A 21,921-nucleotide genomic window follows, 5' to 3' on the forward strand; every position below is an offset into this window, starting at 1 on the left:
AGCCATCAGCTGCGGGGGGTGTCCACTGACGCGTGACAGGCGGCTCCTTCCGGCCGAGAATCGCATGCCGGGAGCTTGGGCATCTATGAGCTGGCCTCCTGAACACTTGCGCAGATAAGCATTCGTGTCGCACTCAGAGATATTTTTTGAACGTCGCCGCTGTGATGGCCATGGTCACCCCGAGCATCACGGCGCACGGCAGAAATACCGCCATCGGGTTAAGCGAAAAGGGTAGGGACAGGTAAAGGATCCAGGGCACGATCAGCAATGGGATGACCGCTCGCTTGGCCCGGTGATAGACAAAGCTGCTTTCTCGCCCGGCTCCAAATTTTCGCAGGTCGCGGCGCATCAGGCCATCGATAAAACCGGTGAACATGGCCAGCAGAAACAGAGGAATCGCCAAGGCCAAGATGGTCAGACGCACCACAAAGGTGAAGCTGACATACACCGCCGCCAGGACGAAATCCTCAATGCTCACATACAGCTGATTGATCCCGCTCCAGAAACCCTTGCCCTGGCTCGACACCCGCGCCTGCTGGGCAAAGTCTGCAAAACCGGTCTTGACCAACAACCAGTGGTTGAGGAAATCCATCCACTGGATAATCGTCTGCCCTGGTTGTTGGAGGATCAGTGAGGATTTGAAGTGCTCACTGAGCCAGCCCAGTTCGCTGCTCAGCATTGCCTGACTGTGTCGCCAGCCTTGATCACCCCAGAACAGCAGCAGACCGGCAAACTCGATCAGGATCGAGAACAACAACGAGGCGATCAGCAAACCGATAATGCGCAGGAACAGGCCAATCGCCGACACGATCAGCCCTGGGCGCTGGATCGGTTGCGGTGGAGGGGGCTGAACTGAAGTCATCCTTCTTGACTCCGCGAGGCGCACTGCCGGGGCGGCATTGTCACGGCACCTGCTGAGTAGGCGCACTTGAATCCACCACTGAGGAGGTACGTGGTGGCGTGGCGCGATCTGGATCGAAGTCGAGCGTCGGACCGCCACCGCTTGCACTCCACCAGTGCCCCGCCTGCTCGTTATAGCTGGCGCGCATCCGCTGAGTCAGTTCCTGCAAATCCTTGGGCATGGCGTCGTCGGGCGAAGGCTTGGGCAGTGGCATGCGGACTTTCCAGAGCTGTCCGCCCACTTGGAAGGAGAACATTTGCCCCTTGGGTAAGCTGACGATATGGGCCGGCTCGATCAGCGGCACGCTGGTGCTGCTGACCCGGTCTTGGGAGGACGAGGTGAAGTCTGTGGTGGCCTCCGGGTCGGAAGTATCGGTGGCGCCTGAGACCAAGGTTTTGGTCAGCACGTTGATCTTGGGCAACTGTTGGGTGAGCAGCTCAGCGGTGGCGGTTTCGCGTACTCGGAGCATCTGCAGGGTGTTGAAGTTTCCGATAACCTGGCCGGCTTTGGCGCGGTTACCGATACGTGCCTCGATATCGCTGAGGGTTTGGGTGTACGCCGTCACCTGAATGCCTGCGCCACCGCCCTTGTTGATCAGCGGAATGAATTCATCGCCCATCAACTCGTTGAACTCATCGGCGTGCAGGTTGATCGGTAGCTTGTCGGCGCTGCTGCCCGCGGCAGGCAAGCCATGGTCGATGCCATGCTTGTAGATATGCCCAGCCACCGAGACCAGGTCGGCGAACATGGAGTTGCCCACCGCCGCGGCGACCTCGGCATCGGTCAGCGCATCCAAGCCGACATAGACGATGCCGCGTTTGCGGATGATCTGCATCCAGTCGAAGATCGGTCGCGGGTCATCCAGGTCGGTGTAATTGGGGGCCAGCAACTGCGCAGTCTTACCGGTGGTGAGCTTTTCCAGTAGTGGCAGCAGCGAGGCGACGATTTTGTCGAAATAGGTGCGGTCGTAACGCACCGCCGAGCGCAATCCATCCAGTACCGGATCGAATACCCGTTTCGCCGCCAGGTATTGTTCGATGGCCACCACGCGTTTTTCGCGTCCAACCATATGGCGAGGAATGTTCTTTTCATTGAGTTTACCTTCGAGTTGGACGATGACCTCCCAGGCTGTCGGGTCGGTCTTGGCGAAAAACTGCTGGGCGTATTCGATAAACAGGGCGTCGATATTGACCACATGCCGTTGGATCTGCAGGTAGTCCGGGCGCCGACCCAGCTCGATTAGGGCCCGGGCGATGATATTGACGAAACGCCAGGCGAACTCGCGAAAAGCGGCGGAGTTGCCTTCGCTGCTGAGTTGCCCGGCGATGCGCGAGGCCACCTCCGAGATACGCCCGAAGCGTCCTACGGCGTTGTAGCGGGCCGAAATCTCTGGCCAACCCAGATGGAATACATAGAATTCCTTGTCCCGGCCGGCCCGTTTGGCCTCCACGTACATGCGTTTGAGCAGGTCGGCATCGCCTTTGGGGTCGAACACGATCACCACCTCAGGTTTTACGCGGTGGATGTCCTGGGTGATGTACACCTCGGCCAGGCGTGTCTTGCCCACACGGGTGGTACCCAGCACTAGGGTATGTCCGACCCGTTCGCCCAGTGGCAGACTGACTTCCATCTCATCCGGCTCAACCCCATGCAGCAGCGGTGAACCGCCTACAGTGGGCAACGGCCGTAGCGGATTGAAGGTGCTGTCCCACGCGGTGATTCGTGCCAGGGTTGACAGTGGAAACGGCGCATGCTCCAGGTGCCGTTCAAGCCTGCGGGCCAGGCGGTAGCGGGTCGGCGGATCGACATAACGGGCCACGGCCGGGTCCTGGGCCTCGACCAGACGCTGGGTGTGCAGGCGAGTCCAGCGAAAACCGCGGCCCATGAACAAGCGTTGGCGGCTGACGGGCATCTGTCGACTGGTCAGTTCGTAGCGGGGCAAGCGACGGATATTGCGCCGATAGCGGAGCACGTCCCAGGCTTGGCGCAGTCGAATAAAACCAAACAAGGCATAGGCCAACGCCGCGACCAGGCCGATTTCAGGGGACAGCGCCACGGCCCAAGGTGAATACAGGCACAGCGCGGCGGCCGCGATGCAGATCGCTACGGTGTACAGTTCCACCGCCGGCCGGAGCTTGGATTCCATCGCATGTTCGGCCATGGTCGGGGCTCACTGTTCCAGTGCGGTGGCGGTGATCAAGACGGGGTAGTGCTCGATCTGCAAGCGGATGGCGATCTCGTTACCGCTGACCGGCAGGATGGTGAGGCCCGGCGCCGCCGCTCGAATCCGGAGCAAGGCTTCGGTATCGGTTACTTCGACGGCCAGGCCGGCCGCGCCCAGCTCACGGAGTTCAGTCGCGCGTTGACGCAGCCAGGTCAGCGACTGAGGGTCGCCACCCACCAAAAAGAAGGGTTGTAGGCCAGGCATGTTCAGGGTTCGTGGCGAGATTGGGCCAGGACTCAATTGGGAACTGCGGACTGGCAGGATCCACGCCTCATCGGTAAACGTAGACAGGTCGGCATGCATGGCCCGATCAGGTTGAGGTCGGTCACTCCTCTGAGCACCTGTCACGTGTAAATAGGGCAGCGTGACGTCGTCCGGCGAATCTCCGACCACGGTCAATTCCGCCTGGGCGAAAGGTGCCAGGAGCAGGATGCAGTAACAGGTGAGAGGTATGCGCTTCATGGTGGTGTGACCTCGTTGAGGGAAATCAGCAGCCGTTCGAGTTGCCGGGTAAAACCCGCGCGGTAGCGCGCAGCCGCTGCACCTCCCGCCGGGCGGTGATAACGTCCGGCCGCCAACACCCAATCCCCGGTGACGGCGTGGTGCTTACGCAGCAGCGCGGCGGTCACGGCGAGATTGCGATAGGGGTCGAGGGCGTCGCAGGGGCTGGAAAAGTGTTGTCCCTGGTAACCCAGATTGGTTTGCCCGAGACCGACATCAATCCGCTTGGCGTCATGCTGGGCGAGCGCTAGGAGCAAGGCTTGGCACGCCGCCTGGCGGGTGGCGAAGCGATAAGGGCTACCGGCGATATTCAGGGTCCAGGGCCAGGGCAGTAGTCGACCCCGGACGCGGAGTCCACTCTCTTGCAAGGCAATGGCGAACAGCACCGTCGACGGGATGTCGGAACGCTGTGCCGCCAGTTGGTAGGCGGGTGGCGGTAGTTCCGCGGCCTGAGTCGCCAGCGTCATCAGCATGAGTACCAGGCTAATCAGTGGAGGCGTTGCCATTGTCCATTCACCTGTTCGAATGTGGCGGGCAAAGGTCCTGGTGCACCGAGGCTGAACCAGTGACCCCGGTCATGGTTCAGGGTGATCTGCCGGCGTTGGACCCGGGCTGGGTCAATGCCGGCTTGCCGCGCCCAGCTGCGCACACGCTCATCCTCACCTTGGCTGCCCACCAGGTAGATATCGAATGCCACGTCACGGCTTTGCAGACGTTGCGCTTCGGCGGAACAGGCTGGGCATTGGTCTTCGACAAACAAGGCAGGGCGGGGTGCGACCGGTGAACTGGTTGGGGACGGGGACGCCATGCCCTGGATGGGCAGCAGTCCGGGAAACAGCTTGGCCCAAGCGGTGTTGTAAGCGTTCTGGTAGGCCAGTTCGCGTTCGGCCCGTTTAGCCTCTAGCGTGACCTGTAATTCGGCATAGCGCTGACGTGCCTGGTCGCTCTCGGCTTCAATTCCGAGTGCGGTCAACGGGTCGAGGTTCGGGCTCCAGAAGCCACGTGGCCCAGCCTGGATGCGCTCGAAACGTGACCACTCCTGCTCGGTGAGTCCCCAGTTCGCCGCTTGCGCGGTGCGGGAGCGTGCCAAAGACGTCGACGGCGTATCCTGAATCAATGATTGGGTCGTGACGGTATCACCGAGCGCGGAGCCTGCGGCCAGCAGCGACACGAAGCAGACGAGAGTGGCTAACGGCGCTCTGTTCATGATCGCTTCTCACGGGAGTGGCACAGTCTGATCGGGTTGACCCGTCACCGCGAAGAGGGCGGATCTCGGCTCCAGTGCTTTCAAGCGCCAGGCCCCGACTTGTTCACCGCTATGCAGCAGCCGGATATCCGCGAGCGAGCGACTGCCAGGCGGCGCGGTGGCGAGAAAGCGTTCACCCGCGCGGGACTCGACCGCCAGCACCGAGAACGGTGGTGAGAGTGCGACGAGCTGGGGGCTAGCGGTCTTTTTTGGTTTGGACTCTGAAGATGTTGCGGGTGGGGTAGGTGACCGGGGCTTGAGGTCCAGAAGTCGTTGCTCGGCCTGCTCTAGGCGTGCGCGCAGCGCCGTCATGTCGGCCTCGGTGGCACGGGTGGCCAAACCCTTGCGCAGTTCTTGGATATCTTGCGCCCACTGATCCAACAGGGGGTCGAGCGTATTGCCCTGTTGCTCGCCGCTATCGACTGCCAGTTTCAAGTCGTTCAATGCGAACTGCAGCTTTTTCCGTGCATTCTCCAGTGCACTTACATCGTGTCGCAGAGTGTCTAGGGGCTGTAGGCGTTCGGTGGTCGTACTCTGCAGCTCGTCCAGACGCTGATACTGGTTGTACAAACCACCGGTCAGGCCGGCGACTGCCAGGCAAAGCAAGCCAACCATGAAGGTTTGAAAGGTCGAGGATTTCATGGGCCCGTCTCCGGTGAGCGGGACAGGAAAGCCGTCAGCGGCAGGGCGGCGAGACCGATTGTTTGTTGGGTGAAGCAGACCGAACGACTGACTTCATCGACCGTGAGTGGCCAGGTCGGACCAGCCAGCACCTGCAGTGCGCTCCGCAGCGTGATGGGGCCAAGCCGGTAATGGGCTGCGGGCAGGGGCCGGGTGAAGAGCACTTGCACCGATGGGGTGGCAGGGCAGAGCGAATAGCCCGAGCGTTGGAGCACGTGGTGCAGGGCGTCCTGTACTGAGGGGCTCAGGCTGGACGGGATGGTCACCTCGATAATTTGCGCGAGAAGATCCCACTGCTCTGGCGTGGGTTCGGTGCTGACCCGCGTATAGCGGCCGTAACGGAGCTCTGCCTGATGTCTTCCTTCGACGGTGCTTATCGAGGAGTGTGCCCGACTGGCACCTCTGTCGATCAGATGTGGGGGTGATGAGGTACTGGTGACCTGCGCGGTGCAGGCGCTGAGCATCCCCAGCAGGCAAATAGGCGTGAAGAAACGGCCCATAGAAAAATCCTCATGTCAGATTCAGTACAGAGCCTGGCATGAGGAGCAGGATGACTCAGTGAGAAATCCGACTCAGGGTGGGTCGTTATAATGCATTGCGCTTCACGTTGTTACTCATCAAAAACGGCGAGTCCGACAATGACAGGCTAATGGAGGATTTCATCCGCAATGGACAGTATAGATAGCGTGCTGGGGGTGCCTGCATATGCAAAAGTACCCCCTCAGTGGCGGCCTTCGGCGGTTTTGGAAGGGTTAGCGTGTGCTATCTTTTTTTGATAGCATAAGACGCATGAAGAACAGGCACCGAAAAACTCTGGAATCTATCTACCGCACGCCAACCAGCGCGGGGGTAGTTTTTTCTGACATTGAGGCCTTGGTCATTCATCTGGGCGGTCAGGTACTGGAGCGCGAAGGCTCGCGGGTCAAGCTCGTACTGAGAGACGCGCAATGGCGCTGCCATCGACCGCACCCAGGAAAAGAAGCCAAGAAGTATCAGGTAGAAGAAGCTCGCGAGTTTCTTCAGCGAGCAGGAGTTGAGCTATGAACAGCATGACCTATAAGGGCTATACGGCTCGAGTCGAGTTTGATGAGCGTGACGACATCTTCGTCGGCCGAGTGTTGGGTGTGCGCGACATCATCAGCTTTCACGCCGATTCCGTGGCCGAGCTGCGCGCCGAGTTTGCTGGCGCTGTAGAGGATTATTTGGCTGACTGTGCTGAGCAAGGGCTCAGCCCTGAGAAGCCAGCCTCTGGGAAAGTGATGCTGCGCATTCGTCCCGAAGTGCATGCTGCCGCGACCATTGCTGCCCAATCCGCCGGCAAGAGCCTAAACCAGTGGGCTGACGAAGTGTTCGAGCGTGCTACGCACGCGTGATGCCAGACAGCAAAAAGCCCGCACGGGCGGGCTCTCTGTAGATAGGGCCAAATCCTTTTGGCTGACCGCATGATGCTTGGCAAATGTGACGAAGGCATAACAGGGTAGATACGAATTAAAGCCCGATGCTTTGCCGGGCGTATCATCCTGAGCATGTCAGTCATGCTCCATTGATTCAGTTCTGCTGTTTGAAAGATCTTCCTCTGCCGCTGAAGGCGATGCTGTGCCTCTACCGATCTCTCATGTCCGAAGCGTGTTCTTCGCTGGACGATTGCAGTCTTGAAGACTTGAAACTTCTTCAATCCCAGCAACAGCTCATCGTCTTCCCTTCGTTTGCTGTGGTCAGTTGACGGTGGGACATTCATCCACAAGATTGTGTCTCCATGCTGGGTGCATATGAACAAGGCGCCCGAAGGCGCCTGTAAGGGTTAAAGCCAGCCATATTCGGCCAGGGAGAGGGGACGGCCTTCGCCTACGATAAAGTGATCCAGTACACGCACTTCGACCAAGGCCAGGGTTTCCTTCAGGCGTGCGGTCAGAAGGCGATCTGCCTGGCTGGGTTCCGTACAACCTGAGGGGTGGTTGTGAACCAAAATGGCAGCGCCCGCGTTATGCGCCAGAGAGCGCTTAACGACCTGTCGCGGATAAACGCTGGCGCCGTCGATGCTGCCGTAAAACAGAATTTCGAACGCCAGCACCCGGTGCTTAGCATCTAGAAAAATCACACCGAAAACTTCATGCTCTTGTTGCGCAAGCTGCAGTTTGAGATAGGCCGCCACGGCGTCAGGTGAGGCCAGGTCGGGGCCGCGGGAGAACAGCCGACGATCCAAAATAAGCAGGGCTTCGTCGATCACCCGGTTTTCCTGGGCGATACGATCGGCCTCGAAATCCATGTTTTCAATCAGCATGAGTTGGGTGCCCATGGTAGTGCCTCCGATGGAGTCATTAGGGGGAGGCACCCCAGGGGAGTGGTCTCCCCAGGTGGGTATGAAATGGCGGGCGTTAGCCGATGTTGCGTCGTTTACAGCCGAGTGAATTGGTGGCGTTGACCCGATTGGGGCGATCCACAACCCTCACAGGGCAACGAGGAAAAGGTTTTGATTCCCCAGCCGGCCTCGGCGTCGAAGTCAGCACTGATGGGCATCAAGTGCATCAGTCCACGTTGGATAGCCGCGAGGCGTTTCTCGACTTCATCCGGTGTGTCGTAGAGCGATAACGCGCTGTAGTCCTCGTAAGCAGCAGCGAACAGACAGTCGTTGCAAAGCCAGAAGGATTCCATGGTGGTTCTCCTGTGCTAAGTGAAGTACAGGCGCTCGACTGAGCGCCTGGGTGAGGAACATCGCGGACTGTTCAGATGGACTGAACAGTGTGGGTTGCGTCACGGCTAGCGGTGTGTGGAGAGGGTTGATTTTCAGGTTTGAGCTGAGCCTCTGTTGGGATTGCGCTCTCCTCAGATTTGGTCTCCGCCGACGCTGGAGAGGACTCATGATTTGGCGCGTGCTCCGCAGGGGCTGGTGCTTCCTGCCTGGCGGGCGCTTTGTACTCGATCGAGCCGTCGACCTTGATCCAGTCGATGAAAAGCAAACGACCTTTCAGGCTGGCGCCTGGCTGGCCTTGTCTCTCACCTTTCTCGTATAGAAACGGATCGATCCACAGATCACCGATACGAAACGACAGCAAAACCTTTTTCTCAGCTTTGACGGCGTCCATATAGAGACGAATCAAGCGTTCAGCTTCGCCGCCGGCGACCTTGCAATCGAAGCGGGTGTATTCCACCGCATCGGTGGCACCGTGTAGGGCGGCGATATCGCAAGCCATGAATGGCTGGCCGCGGCGGACTTGTACTTCACGAACACGGTTGAGGTAGCCGATACCGACGGTGTGCAAATTGAAGTAGGTGATGGCTTCTTGGGGTTGGTTGGCGTGGGCCATGATGGTTTCTCCTGTTTCATGGGAAAACGGCGACACACACTCCCTGGACGGGGAAGTGAGCCCCCGTCAGGGTGGGTAACGTAAAAGTCAGCAATGAACGAGCCGTCAGCGGCAAGCCAATGACGAGCAGGATGCTGCATCTGGGAAATAGCGGTACGGTAGAAGAGCGTCCGCGGGAAAAGTCCGAGGACCTGGGGGAGTGGGCATTCATCACCGCTGAAGCGGTAACCGTGCGAGCCTCCGAACGCTGATCGCACTTGGGTCAACCACCACGAACGTGGCGTAGCCTTAAAGGTTCTGGCTACCTGGGCTGGGCTGTCAACGACAGCGAACCACGCCCTTTCTGTAAACCTTGCAACGTCGCGCGTCAAGGCGCTGCAAACCAATTTTTGATACCTGGAATACAGTGGCAATCAGCGGACTGAAAAAAGTGAAGAGGGGCCCGGCGGGGGCCAGGCGAGGAAGAGAAAAGCCACCTTTGACGGTCTTGCGCAGTCGAACGGCTCCTCGCAAAGCTTGATTTACTGCGTCATGATTCGCCAACCGACCCTTGTCGTGGCCTGGGTCGGAACCTACTGGCACGCATCCGCGCACAAAGGGTGCCCAGTATTTCCCCGGTGGGCGCCGGGGCTGAATATGAGCGTCGAAGCGGATGACCGCTATTGCCTGGTAGAGGCAACAGGGGTCATCCGCCACCACGATGAGGTCGAGCATGTAGTGGGGAAATTGTTCCACTGAGCAGAAGGCCCCGAACTCTGAGAGTCCGACCGAGCTACCCGGAGCTTATCGGTCTTGGGTCGCCATTGGCGATGCACCGAAACTACTACAGCAGAGACGGCGCGCCAGCGTCAAGTCTGAACTCAGTGCTGAGGTACTGCCGAGAGGTGCGATCATTCGCTCCACCCTTTGCGGAAGAGAAATCCTGATGTTTAGGCGACGCATCACTGGCGATGCGTCTCTTTTTTGAGGGGCAAAGTCCCCTTGCATGCCGGGTACCGGGAGCACGACCAGAACAACCCCGACGTCCCTTTACGCTGAAGTATCGTATTGTTGCAAACCGGACACGTCGGACCGGCTGCGACAGGCACCGCCAAGCTGAGCGTCCCACAGTGTTCGATCAATTGCGCAATCCAGCTTGCCTGCTTGGCGACGAACGCCTCGAGGGTCAGACGTCCTGCTTCGATTTCGTCCAGAGCCTGTTCCCAGATCGCGGTCATCCCCGGATCGGCGACTGCGGCCGGTACCGCCTCGATCAGGGTATGGGCCGCTGCCGAAGCCTTTAGGGCACGTTTGTTCTTCAGTAAATAACCACGGTCGATCAAACCCTTGATGATGCTGGCGCGGGTGGCTTCGGTACCGATGCCGGTGGTATCCCGCAGTTTCTGTTTCAGGCGGGAATCGCTGACCAGTTTGGCCACGTTTTTCATGGCCTTGATCAGCTCGCCTTCGGTGAGGGGTTTGGGGGCGGTGGTGCGCCGGGCCTTAAGTTCGACGTCGCTCACAGTGCATTGCGTACCTTGTTGTAAGGCGGGGAGTACCTGGGACTTTTGGCTCGGCTCATCGTCTTCGGCGCTGTCGTCGAGCAAGCTTTTCCAGCCCTGGGCCAGGATCTGTTTACCCACCGCGGTTAACCGCTGTCCACCGCACTCCAGTTCGGCCTGGGTCCGATCAAACTCATGATGCGGCAGAAATTGCGCCAGGTAATGGCTACGGATCAGTTCGTAGACTTGGCGCTCGGGTTCGGACATCCGAGCCAGGTTCGCTGGCTCGGTGGTGGGGATGATGCCGTGGTGCGCGGTGACCTTGGCATCGTTCCAGGCCCGTGAGTGCAACGAGCTATTGAGTCTTTCGAGTGCGCTCTGCAACGCAGGATCGGTGGTGAGCAGGGCATCGAGGACCGCCGGCACTTCGTCGAACATGCTCTCCGGCAAATAACGGCAATCACTGCGTGGATAGGTGGTGGCTTTGTGGGTTTCATACAGGGCCTGGGCGATATTCAGGACTTCCTGAACACCGAACCCCAATTTGCGCGAGCAGACTTCCTGCAGCGTGCTCAGGTCGAAGGGCAGAGGCGGTGCTTCGCGGCAATGCTCAGTCTGCAACGAGAGCACTGTGGCGATCTTGCCGCCTGTGATCGCTTGGAGCGCGTGACGGGCAAGTGCCTGCTGCAGGCAACGACCTGCGTCATCTCGTCCTGAGCTGGGCGGTAACCACGACGCGATGAAACGCTGACCCATCGAGGACAGGTTCACCTCCACGTCCCAGTAAGGCACTGGGACAAAACTGGCAATCGCACGATCCCGATCGACCACCAAACGCAGGGTCGGGGTCTGCACCCGTCCCACCGACAGCACCCCGTCGTAACCCGCACGCCGACCGAGGAGGGTAAACAGCCGACTCAGGTTCATGCCGATCAGCCAGTCGGCTCGGCTGCGGGCTAGGGCTGCATGGTAGAGCGGAAAGGTCTCCTCGCCGGACTTCAGTGCGGCCAGGGCTTTGCGAATCGATGCCTCGTTGAGCGCGGACAACCAGAGGCGCTGAAGGGGCCCTCGATAGTGGCAGAGCTCCAATAATTCACGTGCAATCATCTCACCTTCGCGGTCGGCGTCGGTGGCGATGACGACGCTGGAGGCTTCATTGAGCAGGCGTTTGATGACCTTGAACTGTCCGGTGGTCTTGGGTTTGACCTCGACCTTCCACTGCCTGGGAATGATCGGTAGCTGATCCAGCGACCAGCTCTTGTACTGCTCGCCATAGGCTTCGGGCGGGGCGGCCTCGAGCAGGTGGCCGATGCACCAGGTGACGGTGGAGTCGGTGCCAAGCAGGCAACCATCACCGCGCCGGGTGGCGCCCAGCACTTTGGCAATGTCTCGACCTTGAGAGGGTTTTTCGCAGAGGAATAGGCGCATAACACTGCTCCGGATGGGGTCCAGAGCAGCTTCGAGGGAAACCGCAGGGGCGGGCTATGAGAAACCTGAATGCCAGACTCTCCACATTTTTCATGCCGGGAAGCCTAGCACTGAAGGGTGAACGTCAGGCTCACCAGAGGCGCACCTTGTAGGCCCGTCGCCCTTCGCTTTTGGGTTGATTACGCCTTGCGCTTCCTGGATTTTGCGGCTGCTGAAGAGCCCTGGCTGTTGGCCCGGGCTATACTGTGTTCGCCGCGTTTCTCAGGCGCCGCCTGTTCACTGGAGCGCTCCCGCATCACCACGCTGTGCACACGGTGCGGCAGGATGCCAACGCGGCGGGCCTCGATCTTGAAGGTGACCCGTGCGTTGTCCTCGCTGTCTTCCCACTCGTCCTTGACCGTGCGGCCTTCCACCAGAATGCGCATGCCTTTTTGGTATAGCGTACTCCAGTGTTCGGCGTCGCGGTGCCAGAGCTCTACTGGCGCCCAGTAACCGCCGCGGTCTTCATAGCTGCCCTCGCGTGGCACGGGGTTGTCGAAATACACATTCAGCCGGAGCAAGCGGCGGGGTTCGTCATTGCCGGAAGTGAATTCCTGGAACTCTGGCGCACTGCCGATGTTGCCTTCGCCGACGAAAAAAGTACTCATCGTGATACCTCCACTGCGGTTGTGAGTTGGCGCAGCACCTGCTCGGCGCTGGCCATTTTGATCGCGCAGGTGGTGGCCTGGCGAAACAGCGAATGCACCACGCTCATCTGCAGGTTCAGTGCAATGCGCTCGCATTCGAATTGGTACAGCCCTTCGCGCATGGCCGGCGACAGGATGGGATTGGTCACTTGCTGCTCCCACACCGCCACGCCCATGCGGGCGAAGTCACGGGTACGCCAGCGCAGGAAGGCGCTGCCGGTACCGGTGTTTTGCAGCACCAGTCGCGTATCCAGCAGTGAGTAAGGTGGTCGTCCGGCCTGATGTATGACGGCCTCCATCAATTGGCATAACTGCGCCTCGATGTCCCTCGCCACCTGCGCCAAGTGCTCCAACTCCCCCTTACCCTTAAAAGGTTTTAAAAGGCCTTTTAGGGAGGCTGCGTGTTCGAGCTGTCGATAGGCATCCGCTGTCAGCATGTCGCGGGGTATCGATTGCGTCGGGTTGATGGGGCTCATGCTTGATCCTCCGGCTCAGGCAGGATCGCTGGCGGATCTTCCGTGGTGCCTACCAGGGCTTCAGTGTCAGCCATGGGCGCAGCACCACCGCGGATGATCGGCGGTGCAAACTGCGAGCGCCGCAGGCCCTCGAGGATGTCCTGCGGCGGCAGGCCGAACTTATCGATGGCTTCATGGGCTCGGGCGTTGTTCGTCGCCATGTCATCCCGGGTGACACCGGCATGCCGATAGCGCTGCGCCAGGCCGAACAGGCTGCGCAGCAGATGGGCACCGTCGTCGATCCAGGCTTCCATGTCGACGCGCCCGATCAGCGCGGTGTGATGGGCGAGCAAGGTGCGGCGCACCAAAGTGTCGTAGTCGGTCAGCAGGTACACCGCCAGAAAACCCAACTGACTGCCGATGTACAGTGGCAAGGTCACCGGATGGATATTGAGGTTGTCACCCATGTCGATCTGGGTCGGCAGGTCCTGCTTGACCCGATCCAATTGCTGAGTCAGTTGCAACATCCCGGCCTTGGCCTGCAGCAGTTTTTCTTCGAGTTGCAACATGGCCCAGTCGGCGTAGGGATCGTCGTGGGCCGAGGTCTGTTTGATCAGGTTGGTGACGCTGATATAGCCGGCCATGCCCATGATCGGATGCACGCCTTCGCGAGCCGTCCGGCCTTGCCAGATGCGCGCGGCGTGGTGAGTGTGCAGGGTCAGGGTGATGCTGCTGCGCAATGAGCCCAGGTTGAGTTGGTAGTGATCGGCCATGGTGTTGTCCTCGCAGGTACTTTGGCGAGAGCATTGCGGCGAAGGATGGGCAAGGGCAGCCCAAAAGCTGAACGCGGTCCGTTCGGTTTGCCACGGGTGAATGGTGTTGCTGATCGCTCTCGGGTGTGATGCCCGGGGCATCAAATCCATTGATGTCCAGGATCGCTATGGGGACAACTGCCCCCTCAACGATCTGAGGTCTCAGGACGGCATCCGCCTTGATGCCAGGGGCATCAAATCTACTAACCGCCAGGGCGTTTCCCGGGGAGCTGACGCAACTCATCCATGCAGGCTTGCACCAAGGGTGATAGGGGCTCACCTGGTTTTCTGGATCGAGGTGGTGGTGGTGGTGGTGGTGGTGGTGGTGGTGGTGGTGGTGCCGTCGCACCTGAGCTGACGACGGGTGACGCTGCCGCCTGACCCGCCCAGGGATGGAATTCTCCGCGTAGCGCACGCTGGATCAGACCCATCAGGTACGCGGTGGGTTTGCGGATGCCACCGGCCGCGCAGCGGGCCCCCGCCTCGTTTAATACCGCCTGGCGATCACCGGGCTCCAGTTTGTTCAGCGCAATGAGCGCGGCCTGTTGCTCCTCTGGGGTCAGAGGCAATGCCGCGGGCCACTGCACGCTTGGCTTTTCCATACCGGAGTTCGCGTGCAGTACAGTACTAATACATGCTTTTAATACAGTACAGGCAGCGTTCGGATTCTGAACGCTGCCGTGAATGCTGGGTTCTAGGCCGGGTTCGGACTCCGAACTAGGGGTTGCACGAATCCGAACGGCGGTCGTTTCACCCAGTTCGGATTCGTGCAGGGGGGCGTCGGGCGCGGGTGTCTCCAAGGCGTGCTCTGCCAAGCGCTCACCCAAGACATCCAGCCGGGTGGGCAGCCGGCGCTGATCAATATCGGTATCTCGCTGAACCTCTTCCAGAACGTGCTGCGCAACGATACGCACGTTCTTGGCGGCGTGACCGAGGCAATGCCCGACCAGCTCTAAATAGTCCGGATCCAGTTCCATGGCTTCGGCTGGGGTCAGTGGCTCGTCGTGCAGCACATACAGCGACCCTTGCAGGCGCCCCGTGGTGGGATTGCGGCCACGTGCTACCAGGCTGAGCCAGCGAGTGAGGCGGAGCACGGTGAGCACACGGGCGATGGTCTCGCGAGAGGCCGCAGGGCCAAAGGGAACGGTCGACAAATAAGGCTGCAAATCTTGGTAGCGGGGGGTGGCCAAGCCCTGGCCGTCCAATAACAAGCGCAACACCTGCCAAGCGTTGCGCTCGAGCGGCGTCAAGCGACTGTCCAGCAGCAAGCGGCGTGGCACGGCATCGAGGGATTGGCCGCTGTACAGAAAGCCGGCCTGCAGACCAGAGGCGGAAGGTTTCGGGGCCGCAGGACGGGCAGGCCACTGATTTTCTAACTGTCGGGCGCACTGTTGAAGCACCCGTTGCCAACGGGAGGTCGTCATAGCATTCACGGCTGTGTGCTGTGCTGCGCGATTTGCTGCCAGACCACCACCAGGCTGATCTGTTGCTCTTCGGCCAGCATCATCATCGCGTCGAGTTGATCCTCCGCGCCTTCCTGCTCACGCAACTGGCACCAGCGCCGCCAGAGCGCATGTTCTTGCGCTTCGCTGAGGTGATGCGGACGGCCCTTACGGGTTTCGATTTTCAGCAGCCGACGGCGCAGCGCGGTTTCCGAATGGGCCAAGCCGAAGCACTGGTACATGATGGTGCTGCTGGCACCGAGTTTGAGGGCCCGGTTGATCAGCCGCTCGTTCTGTTCGTCGCGATCAGCTTGCTCAATCAGGCGCCGCAGCACCGGTGAGTCGATGCGGATTTCGACCCAGGATACGCTGGCATGGGCCAGGCGCGACAAGGTGGTGGGCGGTAAGGATTGCAGCAGGGTGAGGTCGTCTTCGCCCAAGCCTAATGCCTTGCAGCGCTGCAGGTTGCCCTGACGCAGTTCATGCAGCACTTGGGTCAGCATGGCCTGATTGAGCAGGTTGAAGGACAGGCTCATGACAGTGCCTCCGGTGGGGCGAGCGAAGGCCCAAGCGTCTGATCGATCAGGCGTCGAGCCAGGCGGATAAGCCGAAAGAGCTGGATCAACTGCTCATCCGGCAGCCGCTCCAAGCCCACGTTCAGGGCGGGGCGATCATTCAGCGGGATCTGGTAGACGCCAACGAGCAACTGGCCGAACAGGGCCGAGGGCAGTTGTTGGCGATCCTCCCAATGGACCTCGTCATGCACGCGCAGCAGGGCGCTCAGCAGCAGATGAATACCGGTGGCGCGGGGTGAGCACTGCTTGAACGGCTCCATCCGCTGGGCATAACCGAGCCCGTTGTTCTGCTCGACCACGCTGTCGGTCTGTCCGGCGTAACTCGCTAGGTGCTGTGCCAGGTTGAAGATGGCGGAACGTAGCTGCTCGGGAGTGTCATGCGCGGGTTCGATGAGCCAGAGGTCGCCCACTGTGTGACACCCATCCACCTGGACAGTAGTGGGTGCGACTGTGTGCTCCTCTGCCTCTGCCTCTGACAAAGATTCGCTCATGGTCTCGCGGGCGATCAGATCGCGGATGTGCTGAACCCGTGAAGGGGGACTGGGTGGCGCTGATAGCGGGTCATTTATCTGCGCAGACGACTGCGCTGTTTTTTCTCCATCGGGAAGCCGGTAGTCAGGGGAGGAGGGGCAAGATTCAAGAGCGGGTGGGGCTGACACGGGCGGGCTCAAAGGTTGACCGATTTCGGGCAATGGGCTTACCACAATGCCAGGTTGCGGCTGCGGGCGTTGACTGGCGGTCAGCTCCAACGCCAGCATGCGATAGGACTGTCCGAGCAATTGGCTCATTCGCTCAAGGAGTTCATCCTGAACGCGCTCCACGTCAAAGCCCTCTGGCTCGGCATCGAAGCTGGCCAATGTGTCGAGCCAGAACTCGTTGAAGGCATAGGCGTTCGACCGGTAGCGGTTCCAGGTCTGCTCGGCCTGGTTGCGCAGGCTAATCAAACGCTCGACTTGATGTTTTCCCAAGCCGGCATAGAGCACTTGCGGAATGGCCGGCAGCAGGTGCTCCAGGGCGCCGAGCATCCGGCTGAGGTGCGCCTGTGAAATCGGATAACCACCTGTTGCCAGGCGGGTGGCCAGTTCGCGTTGTGGCAGCGCGGCGCCCTCCTGTTCATACATAGCCTTAAGTTTGGCGACCGCCAGCGCCCGCTCGATGAAGGTGAGCTGACCGTGCAGATCGCTTTCGGCCAAGTGGCCGAGCAGGGCGCTGACTTCATTGGTCCAGGGTTTGAACAGGCAGTGAATGCGAAAGAAACGTTCATCACGGGTTTCTTGCCACAGCTCACCCAGTATCGCCAGACGGGTATTACCACCGTTGCGGATGATGAAGGATGCATCACCGGGACGTCGGGTAATCGGGGGGGGCTGATCCAAACCACGCTCGCGGATCGAGGCCTTGAGCTCGTCGTACAGGGGGTTACGGAGAAAGCGCGGGTTGTGTTCATACGGTCGCAGCTGCTCTAGGGTCACCAGCATGGGCGTATCGACGAGAGGGTCGGCGATTTGATCCACCTCAAGGCGGTGCCCGAAGTGGCCGGTCATCAGCTTGCCGCTGATGTCCTCCTGAGTCGGCTTTTTCATTCGGCAAGCCTCACGCGTGGGGGTGATCCAAGTCATTACCGACGTGGAACCGGACGATTTCGACTGTCCCCGCGCTTTCAACGTACTGGGACAACTCGACCAGCAACTCACTCCTGCTCGGACGCCCGCCTCGCAGACGAAACACCACGGTGCAGTATTCTTCGTCCAGAACATCCAGCAGAGCATGTCGGGTCGGTAAGCCGGTTGGCTCAAGGGCTTGCCGCATCAGGAGGCTCCTTGCCAAGCGCTGTTGGCATGCAGGGAAGTAAAGCGGGTTTGCTCGGCGATGAACAAGACCCGCAGGAAGCCGGTCGGACCATTACGGTGCTTACCGATGATCAGTTCGGCGGTGCCGCGATCGGCGGTCTCGGGGTGGTACACCTCATCGCGGTAGACGAATAGGATCAGGTCGGCATCCTGCTCGATGGCACCCGATTCGCGCAGGTCAGCCAGTACCGGGCGCTTGTTACTGCGTTGCTCCAGTGAACGGTTGAGTTGGGAGAGGGCAATGACCGGGCAATTCAGCTCCTTGGCCAGTGCCTTGAGGCCCGCGGTGATCTCAGCGATTTCCAGATTGCGGGTCTCGCGGCCCGGGGCTCGCATCAGTTGCAGGTAATCGACCATGACCAAGGCCGGTGCGCCAAAGCGGCGAGCCGCGCGCCGGGCACGGGAGCGCAATGCCATGCAGGTCAGGGCCGGGCTGTCATCGATGATCAAGCGTTCCCCGTAGCCCTGTAGTTTGGCCGCGGCGGCCGTCAGGTGTGGCCAATCGTTGTCGCTCAGTTGGCCTTTCATGAGATTGGCCAGTGAGAGATGACCCAGAATGGCCAGCAGCCGATACACCAGCGCCCGTGCAGGCATTTCTAGGCTGTAGATCTGTACTGAAGCGCAGGGGCGAGCGGCGAGGGCGGTTTCGACAAAGTTCAGCACCAGACTGGTTTTACCCATCGACGGTCGTGCTGCGACCACCACCAGGTCGGCTGGCTGAAAGCCGGCGATCTTGAGGTCCAGCTCGACCAGGCCGCTGGGGACACCGGTGGTGATCTCGCCACTGTTAAAGTGCTGGTCGATCTCCTCGATCACACCCAGCAGGCAGTGATTTAGGTCGACGAATTCTTGCCGTTGTTGCGCCTGGCCCAGGGCGAACAACCGTTGCTCAAACAGCTCCTGGACCAATTGGCTGCTGGCTTGGGGTTCAGCGGCTTCGCGGCTGCAAGCGAACCCGAGCTGGATCAGTCGACGCAGGTGGGCCCGTTCGCGAACAATCTCAGCGTAGGTCTTGATGTTGGCCACTGAGGGGATGTTTTTGGCCAGTTCTCCCAAGTAGGCCAGTCCACCCCATTCGGGCTGGTCGGTGAGTTGTTCGGCCAGGGTCACCACGTCGAAGGGCTTATCCTTCTGCGCGAGGGCCTCAATGGCCTTAAAAATTGCCCGATGCTCGGAGCGAAAAAAGTCCTCGGCGATCAGCCGATCGGCCAGTAAGTCCCAGGTGCTATTGTCCAGCATCAGCCCGCCGAGGACACTTTGCTCCGCTTCGAGTGAGTAGGGTGGTGTCAGGTTGTCGATGTGCATCATGGCTTCTCCGCACTGGTGCCGACCCTCGAGATGGCGGCCTGCCATTCGGGGAACAGTTCAATGGCCAGGGCTTGCAGGGTTTGCAGAGCGGAGGGCGAGCGTCGACCGCTCGGGCTATGTGTGTCCACCCGGTGAACCGGAAGGCCCAACGAAGCGGCATTGACGTAGGCCACCCGATTGGGGATCACGGTGTTCAGCACGGCAATTGAGCTGGCGGCTGGGAAGCTGTCGCGCAATCCGCGCACGATCATCCGTGCATCCAGCCTGACCAAGTCCACCTGGTTCAACAGCAGGCGCAATGGCGGCACGGCAATCCCCAGGTGGCGAAAGGGCTCCAGATCGCCGAGGAGTTTTAGTGTGCCGCGGTTCAGTTCACGTGCGGCGAGCATTTCCGGGTTGATCGGGGAGAGCACCAGGTCAGAGGCGAGGATCGCCATCTCCAACAGCACGCTCCGCGCGCCCTGCGTGTCAATCAGCAGCAGATCATACTGATCGCGAAAGCCATCCAGCAGGTGTCGTAGGCGCAGGCGGCCATCTGGGGCATGCAGTAATAGCGTGTTGAGTTGCCCCCGATGGTCGTTGGAAAGAATCAGGTCGAGGTTATCCAGTCTGGTGTGGGAAACGATCTGTGGGGGATCGGTCAGGCTGAGTGCGATCAGCTCATAGGCGCCCGCCGGGGCGACATGCTCCAGCGGGTAATAACTGGACAGCGTGGGCTGGCTGTCCAGATCCAGCAACAGCACGCGCAGACTGGCATCGGCCAGGAGACCACCGAGATTGGCGGTCACCGTGGTCTTGCCAACACCCCCCTTGGTGGAAATCACCGACACCACGCGCATGCTCATTGCTCCTGCGGCGTCAGCCGTTCGGTAATCCAGCGCTCGATCTCCACCGAGTCCCAGCCCACTGCGCGTAGACCAATGCGTTTGGCTTGAGGGAAGCGGCCCTCCTTCATCAGGTTGTAGATGTGCGCCCGTTTAAACCCGGTTTTGCGTTCCACTTCATCGCGACGCATGATGTGGCGTTCGGCCGGTGGTTGATGACTGTCAGCGTGTGGGATGGATGAACTGGACATGCTGGTCACTCCTGGCGCCGCTTGGCGCGTGATGGGATGTGACCTGAATTGAATAGCAGAAAAGCGAGAGTGTCATTGCACTGCAATGGAGGGCATTGCAGTGCAATGCTGTTTCGCTCAAGTGGTTTTTTTGAGGGCGCGATTGGCTGCGGCGAATTTTGCGTCCAGCGTTCGTTTGCTAAGACCGGGAATGTCTTTAAAACGCGCGGTTATGGCATCGACGATCGCGGCTTGATTTTCGAGCACGGACATGGGTTTGCCGGCAGGTGACACGTCCAGGATGGTGTAGTTCAGAGCGCCAATGATCTGCAGGAGGGTGTGTTCGCTGCGCTCGCTGAGTTGCCCTTGCGACTTCACTAACGCGTTAAGGCTTTGCTGTTCAAGTCCCAGTGCTTGAAGGTCAGCCGTAACATCTTGAATCTGGCGTTGCAGGGTATTGCATTCTTGCATAGCAGCATCACGCTCTGCCTGGAGGGAAAGGTAAGCCAGCGGGCTGATGTGTTCATGTGTGTCATTGATGGACTCGAACAAAAAGCCCGGTCGCTGATCGGGGTAGTGACGTTGCATCCAGAAACGTAAGTCAGAATGGCGCACGGTTAACGCAATCGACTCCAACGGAGTTCCCGGCGGCACTGAAACACCGAAGTGACCATAGACCAACTCCCCATTACGCATCGCATCGTAAAGTCGTTCAAGATTGGCCTGAAGGCAGGGCCATTGAGGGAATAAGGTCCCTAGCCGCTCCGGGCAGTGCCATGCGGCTTGTAATATTTCTGCCTCGTAACGTACAAGGTTGCACCATCGCAAGGCGGCATCGATCGGTCGATAGAAGATTTTAGCCTGCGGATTGAAATTGTCGGCGTACATGTGCGGACGGACCTCCATTTCTGATGGATAGGCCTCCCGCGGAACATCCCTGCACCGCCCACCTGCTGGGAAACTGCTGGGAGTGGTTGCTTAATCGGATTTTAAATTCGGTGAGGCCATTCCATTTGTCTACGACCCTACGTGGCTAGCTTTGATCTTCGTCCAACGTTTTCCTGGGGTCTCACTGCAGGTCTCTGCGTTGCCCAATCGGGTCCGGAAAGGTAGATGTTTATCCTCTCGATGCCATGGCATCAACTGTGACGATAGCCGGTTTCAGGCTGAGTTCAATCTATCGGCCGCGGTCCATAGGGATCGACGCTTCAGAGCGTTATAGCGAAATGGTAAACGGACACCGGGGGGGGCGCTCATCTTGGCATCGATACTGAGCCGGGGCTGGTGTCGTTTAAATACTTTGGCCATTACCCAGTCACAGAAGTGCTTGAAGACCGTACTCCATTTCCCGAAGTGAGATGGCAGATCGCGCCAAGGGCTGCCGGTGCGGGCAATCCACAGCATCGCCTTGATAAAGCACCGATTATCGGTACCGCGGCGCCTAGGGTCGCTTAGCTTGCCTACGCAATGTGGTTCCATCTTCGCCCACTGGGCGTCTGAGCAAAGCCGCAATCACACCGCTTTAAAAGGCTGTAATTAGCGCCTCGGCCTTCTGCTTCAGGCGATCAGCTTGTGCGCCAGGCATGGCGCGTTGCGCGTTAGCTCAATTAGTTTGGCTGTGGTGGCCACGCTGGTGACTTGGAGGTGAAAGTCCTTTACACACCCGGCAAGGGGAGTGTTAGCCAGAGATAAGGGGGGCGCGGGCGACTGCGAATTTGAAGGAAGCCCGAGGCAATGTATGCTCAGCCCATCTCCTGCAGCCACGGACGATAAGCGGTAGAGGATGCTTGCCCTAATGTATCCGGGCTCATGTTTGGACGGTTGCGCTGCCCGGGCTTTGATGAGTAATCGCTTTCTGTCTGTCCTTAAAAATGCGGCAGCCTCGAAAGCTGTTTTGCCTCTCAGGTTCTCAGTCAGGCTCTGAACTGTTTATCGTCACCAACGCTGTCGTCGCCAAATGCTGGCCCGAGGA

At 59.7% G+C, this 21,921-nt stretch carries 25 protein-coding genes; 2 read left to right on the top strand and 23 right to left on the bottom strand.

Annotated elements, in window-relative coordinates:
* Window positions 1-133: 133 nt before the first annotated feature.
* From EQV97_RS26260 to EQV97_RS26290, 7 genes are read right to left on the bottom strand one after another with little or no spacing between them, the layout of a single operon-like run.
* Window positions 134-862, bottom strand: a complete 729-nt coding sequence (locus EQV97_RS26260) for a TIGR03747 family integrating conjugative element membrane protein (protein ID WP_045060808.1) — start codon at window positions 860-862, stop codon at window positions 134-136.
* Window positions 863-902: 40 nt separating this feature from the next.
* A complete protein-coding gene (gene traD / locus EQV97_RS26265; RefSeq protein ID WP_045060809.1) occupies window positions 903-3,062 on the bottom strand; it encodes a type IV conjugative transfer system coupling protein TraD in 2,160 nt (719 codons plus the stop codon).
* A 9-nt stretch (window positions 3,063-3,071) separates the two neighbouring features.
* Complete coding sequence (locus EQV97_RS26270; RefSeq protein WP_052673007.1) at window positions 3,072-3,587, bottom strand: integrating conjugative element protein; 516 nt, start codon at window positions 3,585-3,587, stop codon at window positions 3,072-3,074.
* Complete coding sequence (locus EQV97_RS26275; RefSeq protein WP_045060810.1) at window positions 3,584-4,132, bottom strand: transglycosylase SLT domain-containing protein; 549 nt, start codon at window positions 4,130-4,132, stop codon at window positions 3,584-3,586. Before EQV97_RS26275 ends, EQV97_RS26270 begins: the two co-directional genes overlap by 4 nt.
* Window positions 4,114-4,833: a TIGR03759 family integrating conjugative element protein gene (locus EQV97_RS26280; protein WP_045060811.1), complete on the bottom strand. Its 720-nt coding sequence runs from the start codon at window positions 4,831-4,833 to the stop codon at window positions 4,114-4,116. The genes EQV97_RS26275 and EQV97_RS26280 overlap by 19 nt, the downstream gene beginning before the upstream one ends.
* Window positions 4,834-4,842: 9 nt before the next feature.
* Window positions 4,843-5,514, bottom strand: coding sequence for a chemotaxis protein (locus tag EQV97_RS26285; RefSeq protein WP_240890353.1), 672 nt, complete (start codon window positions 5,512-5,514; stop codon window positions 4,843-4,845).
* Window positions 5,511-6,053 (bottom strand): PilL N-terminal domain-containing protein, encoded by a 543-nt coding sequence (locus EQV97_RS26290; RefSeq protein ID WP_240890354.1) that lies wholly within the window; start codon window positions 6,051-6,053, stop codon window positions 5,511-5,513. The genes EQV97_RS26285 and EQV97_RS26290 overlap by 4 nt, the downstream gene beginning before the upstream one ends.
* A gap of 289 nt (window positions 6,054-6,342) precedes the next feature.
* Between EQV97_RS26290 and EQV97_RS26295 the strand changes: the two genes are divergently transcribed.
* Window positions 6,343-6,597: a type II toxin-antitoxin system HicA family toxin gene (locus EQV97_RS26295; RefSeq protein WP_240890355.1), complete on the top strand. Its 255-nt coding sequence runs from the start codon at window positions 6,343-6,345 to the stop codon at window positions 6,595-6,597.
* Window positions 6,594-6,926: a type II toxin-antitoxin system HicB family antitoxin gene (locus tag EQV97_RS26300; RefSeq protein WP_240890356.1), complete on the top strand. Its 333-nt coding sequence runs from the start codon at window positions 6,594-6,596 to the stop codon at window positions 6,924-6,926. Before EQV97_RS26295 ends, EQV97_RS26300 begins: the two co-directional genes overlap by 4 nt.
* A gap of 428 nt (window positions 6,927-7,354) precedes the next feature.
* Here the strand turns inward: EQV97_RS26300 and radC are convergent, their stop codons facing one another.
* The 16 genes from radC to EQV97_RS28935 form a co-directional block, all read right to left on the bottom strand.
* Entirely contained in the window at window positions 7,355-7,849 is a 495-nt protein-coding gene (gene radC, locus EQV97_RS26305; protein ID WP_045060816.1) for a DNA repair protein RadC, read from the bottom strand.
* Window positions 7,850-7,947: 98 nt separating this feature from the next.
* Complete coding sequence (locus EQV97_RS26310; protein ID WP_240890357.1) at window positions 7,948-8,205, bottom strand: hypothetical protein; 258 nt, start codon at window positions 8,203-8,205, stop codon at window positions 7,948-7,950.
* A 71-nt stretch (window positions 8,206-8,276) separates the two neighbouring features.
* Complete coding sequence (locus EQV97_RS26315; RefSeq protein ID WP_240890358.1) at window positions 8,277-8,858, bottom strand: STY4534 family ICE replication protein; 582 nt, start codon at window positions 8,856-8,858, stop codon at window positions 8,277-8,279.
* A gap of 941 nt (window positions 8,859-9,799) precedes the next feature.
* The gene (locus EQV97_RS26320; protein WP_240890359.1) at window positions 9,800-11,767 is read right to left on the bottom strand and encodes a DNA topoisomerase III; all 1,968 of its coding nucleotides are present in this window, start codon (window positions 11,765-11,767) and stop codon (window positions 9,800-9,802) included.
* Between the two features lie 179 nt (window positions 11,768-11,946).
* Window positions 11,947-12,414 (bottom strand): single-stranded DNA-binding protein, encoded by a 468-nt coding sequence (locus EQV97_RS26325; protein WP_240890360.1) that lies wholly within the window; start codon window positions 12,412-12,414, stop codon window positions 11,947-11,949.
* Complete coding sequence (locus EQV97_RS26330; protein WP_240890361.1) at window positions 12,411-12,929, bottom strand: DUF3158 family protein; 519 nt, start codon at window positions 12,927-12,929, stop codon at window positions 12,411-12,413. Before EQV97_RS26330 ends, EQV97_RS26325 begins: the two co-directional genes overlap by 4 nt.
* On the bottom strand, window positions 12,926-13,681 hold the full coding sequence (locus EQV97_RS26335; RefSeq protein WP_240890362.1) for a PFL_4669 family integrating conjugative element protein: 756 nt from the start codon (window positions 13,679-13,681) through the stop codon (window positions 12,926-12,928). The genes EQV97_RS26330 and EQV97_RS26335 overlap by 4 nt, the downstream gene beginning before the upstream one ends.
* Before the next feature lie 242 nt (window positions 13,682-13,923).
* Window positions 13,924-15,153 (bottom strand): STY4528 family pathogenicity island replication protein, encoded by a 1,230-nt coding sequence (locus EQV97_RS26340; protein ID WP_240890363.1) that lies wholly within the window; start codon window positions 15,151-15,153, stop codon window positions 13,924-13,926.
* The gene (locus EQV97_RS26345) at window positions 15,150-15,698 is read right to left on the bottom strand and encodes a DUF2857 domain-containing protein (protein ID WP_240890364.1); all 549 of its coding nucleotides are present in this window, start codon (window positions 15,696-15,698) and stop codon (window positions 15,150-15,152) included. Before EQV97_RS26345 ends, EQV97_RS26340 begins: the two co-directional genes overlap by 4 nt.
* Complete coding sequence (locus EQV97_RS26350) at window positions 15,695-17,320, bottom strand: ParB family protein (RefSeq protein ID WP_240890365.1); 1,626 nt, start codon at window positions 17,318-17,320, stop codon at window positions 15,695-15,697. The genes EQV97_RS26345 and EQV97_RS26350 overlap by 4 nt, the downstream gene beginning before the upstream one ends.
* A gap of 10 nt (window positions 17,321-17,330) precedes the next feature.
* Entirely contained in the window at window positions 17,331-17,546 is a 216-nt protein-coding gene (locus EQV97_RS26355; protein WP_045060379.1) for a hypothetical protein, read from the bottom strand.
* Window positions 17,546-18,895, bottom strand: a complete 1,350-nt coding sequence (gene dnaB / locus EQV97_RS26360) for a replicative DNA helicase (RefSeq protein ID WP_082069193.1) — start codon at window positions 18,893-18,895, stop codon at window positions 17,546-17,548. Before dnaB ends, EQV97_RS26355 begins: the two co-directional genes overlap by 1 nt.
* Window positions 18,892-19,734, bottom strand: coding sequence for a ParA family protein (locus EQV97_RS26365; protein WP_045060378.1), 843 nt, complete (start codon window positions 19,732-19,734; stop codon window positions 18,892-18,894). The genes dnaB and EQV97_RS26365 overlap by 4 nt, the downstream gene beginning before the upstream one ends.
* Window positions 19,735-19,736: 2 nt before the next feature.
* Window positions 19,737-19,970, bottom strand: a complete 234-nt coding sequence (locus EQV97_RS26370) for an AlpA family transcriptional regulator (RefSeq protein WP_045060377.1) — start codon at window positions 19,968-19,970, stop codon at window positions 19,737-19,739.
* A 117-nt stretch (window positions 19,971-20,087) separates the two neighbouring features.
* Window positions 20,088-20,837, bottom strand: coding sequence for a hypothetical protein (locus EQV97_RS26375; protein ID WP_240890366.1), 750 nt, complete (start codon window positions 20,835-20,837; stop codon window positions 20,088-20,090).
* A gap of 273 nt (window positions 20,838-21,110) precedes the next feature.
* On the bottom strand, window positions 21,111-21,461 hold the full coding sequence (locus EQV97_RS28935; protein WP_276614388.1) for a transposase: 351 nt from the start codon (window positions 21,459-21,461) through the stop codon (window positions 21,111-21,113).
* Window positions 21,462-21,921 lie beyond the last annotated feature (460 nt).

Source organism: Pseudomonas sp. TMW22090 (genome assembly GCF_022496665.1).
In the GTDB taxonomy this organism is placed as follows: Bacteria; Pseudomonadota; Gammaproteobacteria; order Pseudomonadales; family Pseudomonadaceae; genus Aquipseudomonas; species Aquipseudomonas gregormendelii.